The following is a 13758-nucleotide window of genomic DNA, read 5'->3' on the forward strand; positions in this document are numbered from 1 at the left end:
TTGGCGCCAAGCTACTGGGACGCGTTAAGATACGCAAGTGGATCTTGCAAGGACACGACGCCGCGGTGCCGAGCTCGAGTCGGCGCTGCTCGACGCCGCCTGGCAGGAGCTCGAACAGGTGGGCTACGCCGGGCTGACCTACGAGGGGGTCGCCGCGCGCGCCGAGACCTCGAAGCCCGTGCTCTACCGCAGGTGGCCGACGAAGGTGGACCTCGTGCTCGCGGCGCTGCAGCACGCCGGGCTGTTCCAACGCCGTCCCGTCGTGGACACCGGGTCGCTCCGTGGGGACATCCTCGCGACGCTGCGGGACTTCAACGCCGCGCGGTCCGACTTCATCACCGTGATCAGCCTGTACATGTCGAACATCAACGCCGACACCGGACTGTCGCCGGCCGATCTCCGGTCCCGGTTGCTCGGGGGCCGGTCGACCATCGGCAGGGTGTTCCTCGAGCGCGCGGCGGACCGTGGCGAGATCCCGGCCAGGGACTGGCCGGAGGGACTGGTGTCGCTGCCGTCGGACCTGATGCGGCACGACCTCGTGATGACGCTGAAGCGGGTGCCCGACGCGCGGATCCTCGAGATCGTCGACGACATCTGGTTGCCGCTCATCCGCTGATGTCCGGGCGGCAAGCGGCGCCGTCCGGGCCGGGATCGGTGCCGTCGGGGCCGCGGTTGTCGCCCGTCGCGGTTAGGCTGTTCCCACCCCGCAGCAGCGTCACCAACCGGAGGTTCCGTGTCGGATTCCGACTCCTTCGTCCACCTGCACGTGCACAGTGAGTACTCGATGCTCGACGGTGCCGCGCGACTGAACGACCTCGTCGCCGAGACCGCGGCGCAGGGCATGCCGGCCGTGGCGGTGACCGACCACGGCAACATGTTCGGGGCGTTCGAGTTCTGGAAGGCCGCGAAGGCCGGCGGCGTCAAACCCATCATCGGGACAGAGGCGTACATCACGCCGCGCACCCACCGGACCGACAAGACCCGTGTGCGCTGGGGCGACGGCGGCGGGGACGACGTCTCCGGTGCGGGTTCCTACACCCACATGACGATGTTCGCCGAGAACACGACGGGCATGCACAACCTGTTCCGGCTGTCGTCGAAGGCCTCGATCGAGGGCTACTACTTCAAGCCGCGCATGGACATCGAGCTCCTGCAGGAGTACCACGAGGGCATCATCGCCACGACGGGCTGCCCGTCCGGCGAGATCCAGACGCGCCTGCGCCTCGGGCAGTACGACGAGGCGATCAAGGCGGCCGCGGACTACCGCGACATCTTCGGCAAGGAGAACTACTTCGCCGAGGTGATGGACCACGGGCTCGAGATCGAGCGCCGGGTGATGAGCGACGTCATCAAGATCGCGAAGGACCTCGGCATCCCACTGGTCGGCACGAACGACCTGCACTACACGCACTCCCACGACGCCAAGTCGCACGCGGCGCTGCTCTGCGTGCAGTCCGGCTCGACCCTGAACGACCCGAACCGCTTCAAGTTCGACGCCGACGAGTTCTACCTGAAGACCCCGCAGCAGATGCGGCACGTGTTCCGCGACAACCTCGACGCATGCGACAACACCCTGCTGATCGCCGAACGGTGCGACGTCGAGTTCGACACCTCGGCGAACTACATGCCGAAGTTCCCGGTGCCGGAGGGTGAGACCGAGCACTCCTGGTTCGAGAAAGAGGTCGCGAAGGGCCTGCAGTACCGGTACCCGGACGGCATCTCCGACGAGGTCCAGGCCCGCGCCGATTACGAGGTCGGGATCATCAACCAGATGAACTTCCCCGGGTACTTCCTCGTGGTCGCCGACTTCATCAACTGGTCGAAGGACCACGGCATCCGCGTGGGACCGGGGCGTGGTTCCGGTGCCGGCTCGATGGTGGCGTATGCGATGCGCATCACCGACCTCGACCCGATCCGGCACGGGCTGATCTTCGAGCGCTTCCTCAACCCCGACCGCGTCTCGATGCCCGACTTCGACGTCGACTTCGACGACCGGCGCCGCGGTGAGGCGATCAAGTACGTCACCGAGAAGTACGGTTCCGAACGCGTCGCGCAGATCGTCACGTACGGCACGATCAAGGCGAAGCAGGCGCTCAAGGACTCCTCGCGCGTCCTCGGGTTCCCGTTCGGGATGGGCGAGAAGCTCACCAAGGCGATGCCGCCGCCCGTGATGGGCAAGGACATCCCGCTGACCGGGATCTTCGACAAGAACCACCCGCGCTACAAGGAAGCCGTCGACGTCCGCACCGTCGTCGAGACCGACCCGGAAGCCAAGACGGTGTTCGACACCGCGCTCGGGCTCGAGGGGCTGAAGCGCCAGTGGGGCGTGCACGCGGCCGGCGTCATCATGTCGAGCGACCCGCTGATCGACATCATCCCGATCATGAAGCGGGAGCAGGACGGTCAGATCGTCACGCAGTTCGACTACCCGGCATCGGAGTCGCTCGGCCTGATCAAGATGGACTTCCTGGGGCTCCGGAACCTCACGATCATCAGTGACGCCCTCGACAACATCAAGACGAACCGCGGCATCGAACTCGACCTCGAGACCATGGGGCTCGAGGACCCCGAGGCGTACGCGCTCCTGCAGCGCGGTGACACGCTCGGCGTCTTCCAGCTCGACGGCGGCCCGATGCGTGGCCTGCTGCGGCTGATGAAGCCCGACAACTTCGAGGACATCTCCGCGCTCATCGCCCTGTACCGACCGGGCCCGATGGGTGCGAACTCGCACACGAACTACGCGCTCCGCAAGAACGGCGAGCAGGCGATCACGCCGATCCACCCGGAGCTCGAGGAGCCGCTCAAGGACATCATCGGCACGACCTACGGCCTGATCATCTACCAGGAGCAGGTCATGGCCATCGCGCAGAAGGTGGCAGGGTTCTCCCTCGGCCAGGCGGACATCCTCCGTCGCGCGATGGGCAAGAAGAAGAAGTCCGAGCTGGACAAGCAGTACGCGGGCTTCGAGAAGGGGATGCAGGACAACGGCTACTCGGCCGCTGCGATCAAGACGCTGTGGGACATCCTGCTGCCGTTCTCCGACTACGCGTTCAACAAGGCGCACTCCGCGGCGTACGGCGTGGTGTCGTTCTGGACCGCGTACCTCAAGGCCCACTACCCGGCCGAGTACATGGCAGCACTGCTGACGAGTGTCGGCGACGCCCGCGACAAGCTCGCGCTGTACCTCAACGAGTGCCGTCGGATGGGCATCAAGGTCATGCCGCCGGACGTCAACGAGTCGATCGGCTTCTTCGCGGCCGTCGGCGACGACATCCGATTCGGCATGGGCGCGATCCGGAACGTCGGGTTCAACGTCGTCGACGACATCGTGAAGGCCCGCACCGAGAAGGGCGCGTTCGACTCGTTCCACGACTTCCTCCGCAAGATCCCGATCTCGTCGGCGAACAAGCGAACCGTCGAGTCGCTCATCAAGGCGGGCGCGTTCGACGAGTTCGGCGACACCCGCCGGGCCCTCGTAGAGATCCACGAAGGCGCGGTCGAGGCCGCGGTGAAGGTCAAGCGCGACGAGGTGCACGGCAACGTCGGGTTCGACTTCGACTCGCTCTTCGCGGAGGTCGCCGAGGAACAGCCCTCGATGACCGTGGTGTCGCAGGTGCCCGATCGCCCGGAGTGGTCCAAGCGCGACAAGCTGGCGTTCGAGCGCGACATGCTCGGCCTCTACGTGTCCGACCACCCGCTCGCGGGGCTCGAGATCGAGCTCGCGAAGCACCAGTCGGTCACCATCGCGGACCTGATCGGCATGGACGACTCGGTCGAAGGCGAGACGGTCACCGTCGCCGGCCTGCTGACGAGCGTGCAGCACCGCGTCGCGAAGACGAGCGGCAACCCGTACGGCATCGTCCAGATCGAGGACTTCGGCGGCGAGATCGGCGTGATGTTCCTCGGCAAGACCTACCAGGAGTTCGGGCCGTCGCTCGTGGCCGACTCGATCGTGGTGCTGCGTGGTCGTGTCAACGTGCGCGACGACGGCAAGGCGCTGCATGCGGTGAGCATGTTCCAGCCCAACCTCGGTGACGTCATGGGCTCCGGTCCGCTGACGCTGAGCGTGCCGGAGCGGCAGGCGACGACGGAGATCGTCACCGAGCTCGCCGCCGTGCTCGGTCGGCACAGCGGGGAGACCGAGGTCCGGCTGAAGCTGCTCAAGGACGACGTCGCCCGCACGTTCGAGCTGCCCTTCCCGGTGAACCTCACCCCGGACCTGTTCGGCGAGCTGAAGAGCCTGCTCGGTCCGCGCTGCCTGGTGTAGGCGAGTCGACGTGCGACTGGCCGGTGGCCGAGGCCTGACGTGGCGCGCCGGTGCTCGTGGATCGCACCCTCGTGCGAACATCGCGCCCGGTGGTGACGGGGCGCGATGTTCGTGACGGGGTGCGACGTCACGACCATTACGCTGGACGCCTCATGATGCAGCGAATCGACCTCCGTGGCGGACTGCCCGTCCGCGCCGAACTCCTCCGTCTCATGCCGCGCGCCGTCGGTGACGTCGGGCATGCGGTGGACGCGGCTCGGGCGCTCGTGGACGACGTCCGCGATCGTGGAGCCGAGGCGCTGCAGGAGCAGGCCGAGCGGTTCGACGGGGGAGCACCGGCGGCCGTCCGGGTGCCGGCCGCCGACATCGCCGCCGCGGTCGCCGGGCTCACGCCGGAACTCCGCACGGCGCTCGACGAGGCGATCCGCCGCGTCCGGGCAGCGAGCGCCGCCCAGGTCCCCGCCGCATCCGTCACGACGCTGGCCGACGGCGCCGAGGTCCACCAGCGCTGGCAGCCGATGCGGCGCGTCGGGCTCTACGTCCCCGGCGGCAAGGCCGTGTACCCGTCGAGCGTCGTCATGAACGTCGTCCCGGCGCAGGTCGCCGGCGTCGGTTCGATCGCGCTCGTGTCCCCGCCGCAGCGCGACCACGGCGGCACCGTGCACCCGACGATCCTCGCCGCGGCCGGGCTCCTCGGCATCGACGAGGTCTACGCGATGGGTGGAGCCGGAGCGATCGGCGCGCTGGCGTACGGCGTGCCGTCGATCGGCCTCGAGCCGGTCGACCTCGTCACCGGGCCCGGCAACAACTACGTCGCCGCAGCCAAGCGCCTGGTCCGTGGCGTCGTCGGGATCGACGCCGAGGCCGGCGCCACCGAGATCCTCGTCATCGCCGACGAGTCGGCTGACCCCGCGTACGTCGCGGCCGACCTCATCAGCCAAGCGGAGCACGACGAACAGGCCGGCAGCGTGCTGGTGACGACGTCGGCGACGTTCGCCGATGCGGTGGAAGCCGCCATCCCGGGACAGACGGCGGTGCTCGGGACGGCCACGCGCCTCCAGGCCGCGCTCGACGGCCCGCAGTCCGCCGTCGTCCTGGTGGACTCGCTCGCGGACGCGGCGACCGTGAGCAACGCGTACGGGCCGGAGCACCTCGAGATCCAGACCGTCGACGACGACGCGGTCCTGGCAGACATCGACGCGGCTGGTGCGGTGTTCGTCGGCCCGAGCACGCCCGTGAGTCTCGGGGACTACCTGGCCGGCTCGAACCACGTGCTGCCGACCGGCGGCCAGGCCCGGTTCGGCTCCGGACTGTCGGCGTCGACGTTCCTGCGGCCCCAGCAGGTGATCCGCTACACGGCCGATGCCCTGGCCGAGGTCGCGCCGCACATCGTCGCGCTCTCGACCGAGGAGCAGCTCCCCGCCCACGGGGCAGCGGTGACCGCCCGCACGGGTTCGCCCGTCGGCCCGTAGCGGGCGTGCCGAACCGATAGCCTGGGGCACGACATGTTCTGCCCCTTCTGCCGCCACCCGGACTCCCGCGTCGTCGACTCCCGCACGAGCGACGACGGCACCTCGATCCGCCGCCGCCGCCAGTGCCCGAACTGCGGGCGTCGCTTCTCCACGACGGAGACTGCATCGCTCAACGTCGTGAAGCGGAACGGGGTGCTCGAACCGTTCAGCAGGGAGAAGATCATCTCCGGCGTGCGGAAGGCCTGCCAGGGCCGCCCCGTGACGGACTCCGACCTCGCGGTGCTCGCGCAGCGGGTGGAGGAGATCGTGCGGTCCTCGGGCGCCAGCCAGATCGAGGCGAACGACATCGGCCTCGCGATCCTCGACCCGCTGCGCGAACTCGACGAGGTCGCCTACCTCCGGTACGCCAGCGTGTACCAGGCGTTCGACTCGCTCGAGGACTTCGAGTCCGCGATCGGGCAGCTCCGCATCGACCACCACGGTGAGCCGCAGTCGACGAACGGGGCCGACGCGTGAGCGGCATCGCGGAACGCATCGTCCGCGCCGGGTACGGGGCCGTCTTCCGTGGCGTCTTCGCGAACATGGACCCCGAGCGTGCCCACCACCTGGCGTTCGGCGTCATCAAGGTGCTCCCGAGGGTCCCGATCGTGCGGGGGCTCGTCGAGCGGTACTCCCGCCCGTCGGCCGACGACGGCGTCACGACGATGGGCATCCACTTCCCGTCCCGGTTCGGCCTCGCCGCCGGGTTCGACAAGGACGCCAGGGGGATCGGCGGCCTCGGTCTGCTCGGCTTCGGGCACGTCGAGGTCGGCACGATCACGGCCAAGCCCCAACCGGGCAACGAGAAGCCGCGGTTGTTCCGGCTCATCGCCGACCGCGCCCTGATCAACCGCATGGGGTTCAACAACCAGGGTGCAGCGGCCGCGGCACGCCGGCTCGAGCGTGCTCGCCGGAACCCCGGTCGGCCCGTCATCGGCGTGAACATCGGCAAGAGCCGCGTGGTCGACGTCGCGGACGCGGTCGACGACTACCTCGAGTCCACGCGGCTCCTCGCGCCGTTCGCGGACTACCTCGCGGTCAACGTGAGCTCGCCGAACACGCCGGGCCTCCGTGGGCTGCAGGAGCTCGACCAGCTCCGTCCCCTGCTCTCCGCCGTGAACGACGCCGCCGGGCGGATCCCCGTGCTGGTGAAGATCGCGCCGGACCTCACCGACGAGCAGATCGACGCGATCGCCGGGCTCGCGGTCGACCTCGGGCTCGCCGGGGTCATCGCGAACAACACGACGATCTCGCGCTCCGGGCTCGCGACCCCGGTCGCCGACGTCGAGGCGATGGGGGCTGGTGGGCTCTCCGGGGCGCCGCTGTCCGCCCGGTCGCTCGACGTCCTGCGCCGCGTGCGCGCCGCCGTGCCGACCGACTTCTGCGTGATCGCGGTCGGGGGCGTCATCTCCGAGGCGGACGTGCAGGCTCGTGTCGACGCCGGCGCGACGCTCGTGCAGGGCTACACGGCGTTCCTCTACGAGGGGCCGACCTGGGCGACGCGGATCAACCGGCTGCGGCGGCGTCGGCTGAAGCGCGAGGCGCGCGCCGCGCGCTGAGCGCCGCCGGGTGCGCTGTCGCGTGCGCGCGGAGGGCACGGTCACGGCTTGGCCGCGACCGGTCGCGACACCCCGCTCACGTTCGCCGAGCGGTCGCAATCCGTCGGTGCCGGAAGGTCGCAACGACACGCTTCGACCGGTCGGCGGAAGGCGCGCGACGTGTCGTGACCAGTCGACGGACGGGAGGCTCGTGGCGGACCGGCACCGAGCCTCCCGTCCGGCGCTTCACCGGACACGGCACCCGGCTGCGCCACGGCGCGCACCCCGGCCCGGCGCGCGCCGGGACGACGAAGCGCCGCCGGCCAGGGGCCGGCGGCGCTTCGGGACGAAGGGGTCAGGCGGAGGGGTACTGGCCGCGCTTCACCTGGGGCTTCGGCAGACGCAGGAAGCGCAGCTGCCACGCCCGCGTCAGGATGTAGAAGAACGTTCCCTTCTGGAACACACCGAACTTCGCGGTGAGCTTCTTGCGCAGCACGACCCAGAGCACGACGCAGTCGAGGATGAACAGCGCCACGAACGCCCACACGAGCAGCAGCGCGTACGAAGCGGCAGCGGTCTGGGACGCGACGAACCCGACGATCAGGAAGACCACGAGGACCGGCATCATCACCTCGCCGACGTTCCAGCGCGCGTCGATGTAGTCGCGCACGAACTTGCGCTGCTCGCCCTTGTCCTTCGCGGGGAGGTACCGTTCCTCGCCGTTGGCCATCCCGACGCGGGCCTTCTCGCGCTCGTTGTTGAGGCGGGCGCGCGCTGCCTTCTTGTCGACGGGCGTGTTGCCGACGAGCGGGCGGCGGTTCGCTGCCTCGCGCTCGCGGCGGGACGGCGTCGGACGGCCCTTGCCCTGCTCGAGCAGTTCCTCTTCCGAGGGGTTGACTGTCGTGTTGGTCTTGGGTGCTGCCTTCGCCACGGTGATTCCTGCTGGTCGGTGAGCGGTGCGCCGGGGAACACCCCGGCACCGGTTGTCCTCTAGATTACCGGGCATGACCGACCACGCACAGTCCGCACCCGCGACCGACCCCGCCCTGCTCGACGCCCTCCGCGAACAGGTGCAGGGCGACCTGCCGACGACGATCGCCGACCTCTCGGGCCTGGTGCGGATCCCGTCGGTGTCCTGGTCGGCGTTCGACCCCGCACACGTGCGGCGGAACGCGGAGGCCGTGGCCGACCTGGCGCGCAGCACCGGTGTGTTCGACGAGGTCAGGATCATCAGGAGCGCCGTCGAGGGCGACACGCCCGCCGGTGCCTCGGATGCGACCGGGACGGACCTCGACGGCGTCGAGCTCGGGCAGCCCGCGGTCCTCGCCGTCCGCCCGGCCCGCAACGGCAAGCCGACCGTGATGCTCTACGCCCACCACGACGTCCAGCCGCAGGGCGACGACGCGCTGTGGGAGACCCCGCCGTTCGAGCCGACGCTCCGCGGGGACCGCCTGTACGGCCGCGGTGCCTCGGACGACAAGGCCGGCGTGATGACCCACGTCGCCTCGCTCCGTGCCCTGCACGCGCGGTTCGGCGACGACCTCGACCTCGGCATCGTCCTCTTCGTGGAGGGCGAGGAGGAGTTCGGCTCCCGCTCGTTCCGCACGTTCCTCCGCGAGCAGAAGGAGCACCTGGCCGCCGACGTCATCGTGGTGGCCGACAGCGACAACTGGTCGACCGAGGTCCCCGCGATCACAGTCTCCCTCCGCGGCAACGTGACGTTCAAGCTGACCCTGACGACGCTCGAGCACGCGAGCCACAGCGGCATGTTCGGGGGAGCGGCACCCGACGCGATGATGCCGATGGTCCGGCTGCTCGCCTCGCTGCACGACGACGCCGGTTCGGTCGCCGTCGAGGGGCTGACCTCGTACGACGCGCCGGTGCCGGCCCGCAGCGAGGACGAACTCGCCGCCGATGCGGCGCTGGTCCCGGGTGCGAAGCCGGTCGGCACCGGCGACGTCCTGTCGCGCATGTGGTTCCAGCCCTCGATCACCGTCACGGGCATGGACGTCCCGAGCGTCGCGAACGCGTCGAACACGCTGCTGCCGACGGTCTCGGCGCGCGTCTCGGTCCGTGTCGCCCCCGGACAGTCCGCACGCGACGCGTACGCCGCCGTCGAGCGCCACATCTCCGCGCACACGCCGTTCGGCGCCCGCGTGGAGATCAGCGAGCCCGACGCCGGGGACGGCTTCCTCGTGGACACCAGCGGATGGGCCGTCCATGAGGCACGCACCGCGATGGCCGAGGGATGGGGCGCAGAGCCCGTCGAGCAGGGCATCGGGGGATCGATCCCGTTCGTGTCCGACCTGGCCGCCGAGTTCCCCGAGGCGCAGATCCTGGTGACCGGGGTCGAGGACCCCGACACTCGGGCGCACAGCCCGAACGAGTCCCAGCACCTCGGCGTGCTGCACCGTGCGATCGCGGCTGAGACGATCCTGCTGGCCCGCCTCGCGACGCGCTGACCTGCCTGGAGGCTCGGTGCACGTTCTCCACATCGGCTGCGGTCCGTCGGTGGGCGTGCTTACAATCGACCAGGCAGCGGTGACCGGCACCGCAGCAGAGGGAGGCGCGCATGAGCGACACCATCACCACCGAGACCACGGCCGCGACGGCACCGTCGTCGCACGGGGTCCTGCTCAGCGACGCCGCGGCGGGGAAGGTGGCGAGCCTCCTCGAGCAGGAAGGCCGTGACGACCTCCGTCTGCGCCTCGCCGTCCAGCCGGGTGGCTGCTCCGGCCTGATCTACCAGCTCTACTTCGACGAGCGTCTGCTCGACGGTGACGCCACCGCCGAGTTCGACGGGGTCGAGGTCGTCGTCGACAAGATGAGCGTCCCGTACCTCGACGGCGCGACGATCGACTTCGAGGACACCATCCAGAAGCAGGGCTTCACCATCGACAACCCCAACGCACAGGGCAGCTGCGCGTGCGGAGACAGCTTCCACTGACCTGGGGCAGTCCCGACGACGCGAGCGGGGAGCGACCGACACGGTTGCTCCCCGCTCGCGTTTTCCGTGCTCGCAGGCCCGCGATGACCAGGGAAAAACCGAGTCGGACACGGTCGGATCGGGCCCGAGGGTGTGTCGGGCGTGCACGAGGCGTCACCAGCTGCGAGTAAGCTAGGAGTGTTCCAACCAAGCTGGGAGCCAGCCATGAGACGCCTTCGTGCGCCTCGCGTCGGTCTTCGACGCAACTGCGCTCCGGGTTCACGTCATTCCGAGAGGTAACAGTGCGTTCGAATCGCCGTATACGTTGGGCGGCCGTCCCGGTGGCCGTCGGTCTGGTCATCGCACTGGCGGGTTGCTCGCAGCAGCAGCTCAACGGGTGGCTGCCGGGCACCGATGAGACGAAGGACGTCACGAACCACACCAGCCGCATCGTCGGCCTGTGGACCACCAGCTGGATCGTGCTCCTCGCCGTCGGGCTCATCGTGTGGGGCCTGATCATCTGGGCAGCGATCGTCTACCGCCGTCGGAAGGGCCAGACCGGCCTCCCGGTGCAGATGCGCTACAACATGCCGCTCGAGATCTTCTACACGATCGTGCCGCTCATCCTCGTGCTGGGCTTCTTCGCCTTCACCGCCAAGGACCAGGCCGCGATCGAGAAGCCGTTCGCGCAGCCGGACACCACGGTGCACGTCTACGGCAAGCGCTGGGCGTGGGACTTCAACTACATCGACCAAAACGACCCGTCGAAGAGCGTCTACTACCAGGGCATCCAGGCCCAGGAAGAAGAGAACAAGAGCGGCGCGATCGACGAGTCGCAGCTCCCGACCCTCTACCTGCCGGTCGGCAAGAAGGTCAAGATCGAGCTCGACTCCCGCGACGTCGACCACTCCTTCTGGATCATCGACTTCCTGTACAAGAAGGACATGCTCCCCGGGAAGACGAACTACGAGTACTTCATCCCGCAGAAGGAAGGCACGTACCAGGGCAAGTGCGCCGAACTCTGCGGCGAGTACCACTCCCTCATGCTCTTCCAGGTGAAGGTCGTGTCGCCCGCCAAGTACGAGGCGTACCTCGACACCCTCAAGGACCAGGGCAAGGTGGGCCTGCTCGGCGACGAGTACAACACCAACACGAACCAGCCTGACAACAAGGCGCCCGTCACGGCGTCGGACGACAAGTAGGGGCTCGCCAGATGACCACGTCATTCGTCGGCCAACCGACCAGCACCTCGACGCCGGACTTCCAGGCGTCGAGGGTCGGTCGGAAGGGCAACATCATCGTCCGGTGGATCACCTCCACGGACCACAAGACGATCGGGTACATGTACCTGATCACGTCGTTCCTGTACTTCCTGCTCGCCGGCGTGATGGCGCTCGTCATCCGCGCGCAGCTCTTCGAGCCGGGGCTGCAGCTCGTGGCGACGAAGGAGCAGTACAACCAGCTCTTCACGATGCACGGCACGATCATGCTGCTGCTGTTCGCGACGCCGCTGTTCTCGGGCTTCGCGAACGCCATCATGCCGCTGCAGATCGGTGCGCCGGACGTCGCGTTCCCGCGTCTGAACGGCTTCGCGTTCTGGCTCTACTTCTTCGGTGGGCTCATCGCCGTGGGCGGCTTCCTCACCCCGCAGGGTGCGGCGTCGTTCGGCTGGTTCGCCTACGCGCCACTGAGTGACACCACGTTCACACCAGGGCTCGGTGGCACGTTGTGGGTCTTCGGGCTCGGCCTGACGGGCTTCTCGACGATCCTCGGTGCGGTGAACTTCATCACGACGATCATCACGATGCGCGCCCCCGGCATGACCATGTTCCGCATGTCGATCTTCACGTGGAACACCCTCGTGACGTCGCTCCTCGTGCTCATGGCCTTCCCGGTCCTCGCCGCCGCACTGTTCGGACTCGGTCTCGACCGGGTGTTCGACGCCCAGGTGTTCAACCCCGCGAACGGTGGTGCCCTGCTCTGGCAGCACCTCTTCTGGTTCTTCGGCCACCCAGAGGTGTACATCATCGCGCTGCCGTTCTTCGGCATCGTCTCCGAGGTCTTCCCGGTCTTCAGCCGCAAGCCGATCTTCGGGTACAAGACCCTCGTCTACGCGACCATCGCCATCGCGGCCCTCTCGGTCACGGTGTGGGCGCACCACATGTACGTCACCGGCTCGGTGCTGCTGCCGTGGTTCTCGCTCATGACGATGCTCATCGCGGTCCCGACCGGCGTGAAGATCTTCAACTGGGTCGGCACGATGTGGCGCGGCTCGGTGACCTTCGAGACCCCGATCCTCTGGGCGATCGGCTTCCTGATCACCTTCACGTTCGGTGGTCTGACCGGTGTCATCCTGGCCTCCCCGCCGCTCGACTTCCACGTGTCGGACTCGTACTTCGTCGTCGCGCACTTCCACTACGTGGTCTTCGGCACCGTCGTGTTCGCGATGTTCTCCGGCTTCTACTTCTGGTGGCCGAAGTGGACGGGTCGCATGCTCAACGAGCGCCTCGGCAAGATCCACTTCTGGCTGCTGTTCATCGGCTTCCACACGACGTTCCTCATCCAGCACTGGCTGGGCGTCATCGGCATGCCGCGTCGCTACGCGACGTACCTGCCGAACGACGGCTTCACCTGGATGAACCAGCTGTCGACCATCGGCGCGATGATCCTCGGCATCTCGTTCCTGCCGTTCATCTTCAACGTCTACGTCACCGCGCGGAACGCCCCGAAGGTGGCCGTGAACGACCCGTGGGGCTACGGCCGCTCGCTCGAGTGGGCGACCAGCTGCCCGCCGCCGCGGCACAACTTCACGTCGATCCCTCGGATCCGTTCGGAGTCCCCGGCGTTCGACCTGAACCACCCCGAAGCGGGTGTGCCGATCGGTGTGGGTCCCGCGAAGGACGCTCCCGATGCCCCGACCTACGACGCCGCGAAGGGCGAGGTGAAGTAAGGCGATGCGCGCCAACGTCAACCTGTTCTGGATCCTCTTCGGGTTCTTCATCCTCGCGGACGCCGCGTACACGATCTGGTTCGCCCTCGCCCACAACGGCGGCTGGGAGCCGGTCGGCACGGTCGGCATCGGCCTGGTCGGGCTCATGTCCGCGTTCATCGCGTTCTACCTCGGCCGTGTGCTCTCCGCCCAGGGCGGGGACCTGCCGGAAGACCGCCAGGACGCCAACATCGAGGACGGCGACGCCGAGCTCGGGCACTTCAGCCCGTGGTCGTGGTGGCCCATCCTCCTCGCCGCTTCGACGTCGATCTGCTTCCTCGGTGTCGCAGCCGGCCTGTGGATCGTCCCGATCGGCCTGGCGCTCGTCGCCGTGACGCTGGTCGGCTGGGTCTTCGAGTACTACCGCGGCAACTTCGGGCACTGACCCACGACAGACGCGCTTCGGGCGGCACCAACTTCGGTGCCGCCCGAACTGCGTCCTGACGACCTCCATGAGAGCGCGCGCAGCCCGCCGCTCATCAGGGAATCAACCGGCCCGCGTACGGCTTGCAGCCATGCGGACCCAT

The 13758-nt window shown here is 68.5% G+C and carries 11 protein-coding genes; 10 read left to right on the forward strand and 1 reads right to left on the reverse strand.

Translation table 11 applies throughout. The features are described from left to right. Nucleotides 1-37 precede the first annotated feature (37 nt). The 5 genes from QK288_RS10095 to QK288_RS10115 all read left to right on the forward strand — a co-directional run bounded on the left by QK288_RS10095 (nucleotide 38) and on the right by QK288_RS10115 (nucleotide 7337). A complete protein-coding gene (locus tag QK288_RS10095; RefSeq protein WP_281264195.1) occupies nucleotides 38-616 on the forward strand; it encodes a TetR/AcrR family transcriptional regulator in 579 nt (192 codons plus the stop codon). A gap of 117 nt (nucleotides 617-733) precedes the next feature. Next, nucleotides 734-4267 (forward strand): DNA polymerase III subunit alpha, encoded by a 3534-nt coding sequence (gene dnaE / locus QK288_RS10100; protein ID WP_281264196.1) that lies wholly within the window; start codon nucleotides 734-736, stop codon nucleotides 4265-4267. A gap of 152 nt (nucleotides 4268-4419) precedes the next feature. Beyond that, the gene (gene hisD / locus QK288_RS10105; protein WP_281264197.1) at nucleotides 4420-5739 is read left to right on the forward strand and encodes a histidinol dehydrogenase; all 1320 of its coding nucleotides are present in this window, start codon (nucleotides 4420-4422) and stop codon (nucleotides 5737-5739) included. 33 nt (nucleotides 5740-5772) lie between these two features. After that, nucleotides 5773-6255, forward strand: coding sequence for a transcriptional regulator NrdR (gene nrdR / locus QK288_RS10110; protein ID WP_281264198.1), 483 nt, complete (start codon nucleotides 5773-5775; stop codon nucleotides 6253-6255). Between the two features lie 5 nt (nucleotides 6256-6260). Continuing rightward, nucleotides 6261-7337: a quinone-dependent dihydroorotate dehydrogenase gene (locus QK288_RS10115; protein WP_281267569.1), complete on the forward strand. Its 1077-nt coding sequence runs from the start codon at nucleotides 6261-6263 to the stop codon at nucleotides 7335-7337. Nucleotides 7338-7671: 334 nt separating this feature from the next. On the opposite strand, the gene QK288_RS10120 is transcribed toward QK288_RS10115, so the two are convergent. Further along, nucleotides 7672-8247 carry a DUF3043 domain-containing protein gene (locus QK288_RS10120; protein WP_281264199.1) on the reverse strand — a complete coding sequence of 192 codons (576 nt, stop codon included), beginning with the start codon at nucleotides 8245-8247 and terminating at the stop codon, nucleotides 7672-7674. Between the two features lie 73 nt (nucleotides 8248-8320). On the opposite strand from QK288_RS10120, the gene QK288_RS10125 reads away from it, so the two are divergent. From QK288_RS10125 to QK288_RS10145, 5 genes are all read left to right on the forward strand, one after another. After that, nucleotides 8321-9778, forward strand: a complete 1458-nt coding sequence (locus QK288_RS10125; RefSeq protein ID WP_281264200.1) for a dipeptidase — start codon at nucleotides 8321-8323, stop codon at nucleotides 9776-9778. A 110-nt stretch (nucleotides 9779-9888) separates the two neighbouring features. Beyond that, a complete protein-coding gene (locus QK288_RS10130) occupies nucleotides 9889-10263 on the forward strand; it encodes an iron-sulfur cluster assembly accessory protein (protein ID WP_281264201.1) in 375 nt (124 codons plus the stop codon). A gap of 281 nt (nucleotides 10264-10544) precedes the next feature. Then, a complete protein-coding gene (gene coxB / locus QK288_RS10135; protein WP_281264202.1) occupies nucleotides 10545-11444 on the forward strand; it encodes a cytochrome c oxidase subunit II in 900 nt (299 codons plus the stop codon). Nucleotides 11445-11455: 11 nt separating this feature from the next. After that, nucleotides 11456-13192: a cytochrome c oxidase subunit I gene (gene ctaD, locus QK288_RS10140; RefSeq protein ID WP_281264203.1), complete on the forward strand. Its 1737-nt coding sequence runs from the start codon at nucleotides 11456-11458 to the stop codon at nucleotides 13190-13192. 4 nt (nucleotides 13193-13196) lie between these two features. Then, nucleotides 13197-13616 (forward strand): cytochrome c oxidase subunit 4, encoded by a 420-nt coding sequence (locus QK288_RS10145; RefSeq protein WP_281264204.1) that lies wholly within the window; start codon nucleotides 13197-13199, stop codon nucleotides 13614-13616. The last annotated feature ends 142 nt before the right edge of the window (nucleotides 13617-13758 follow it).

Origin of the sequence: Curtobacterium sp. 9128, assembly GCF_900086645.1 — a bacterium.
Taxonomy (GTDB): domain Bacteria; phylum Actinomycetota; class Actinomycetes; order Actinomycetales; family Microbacteriaceae; genus Curtobacterium.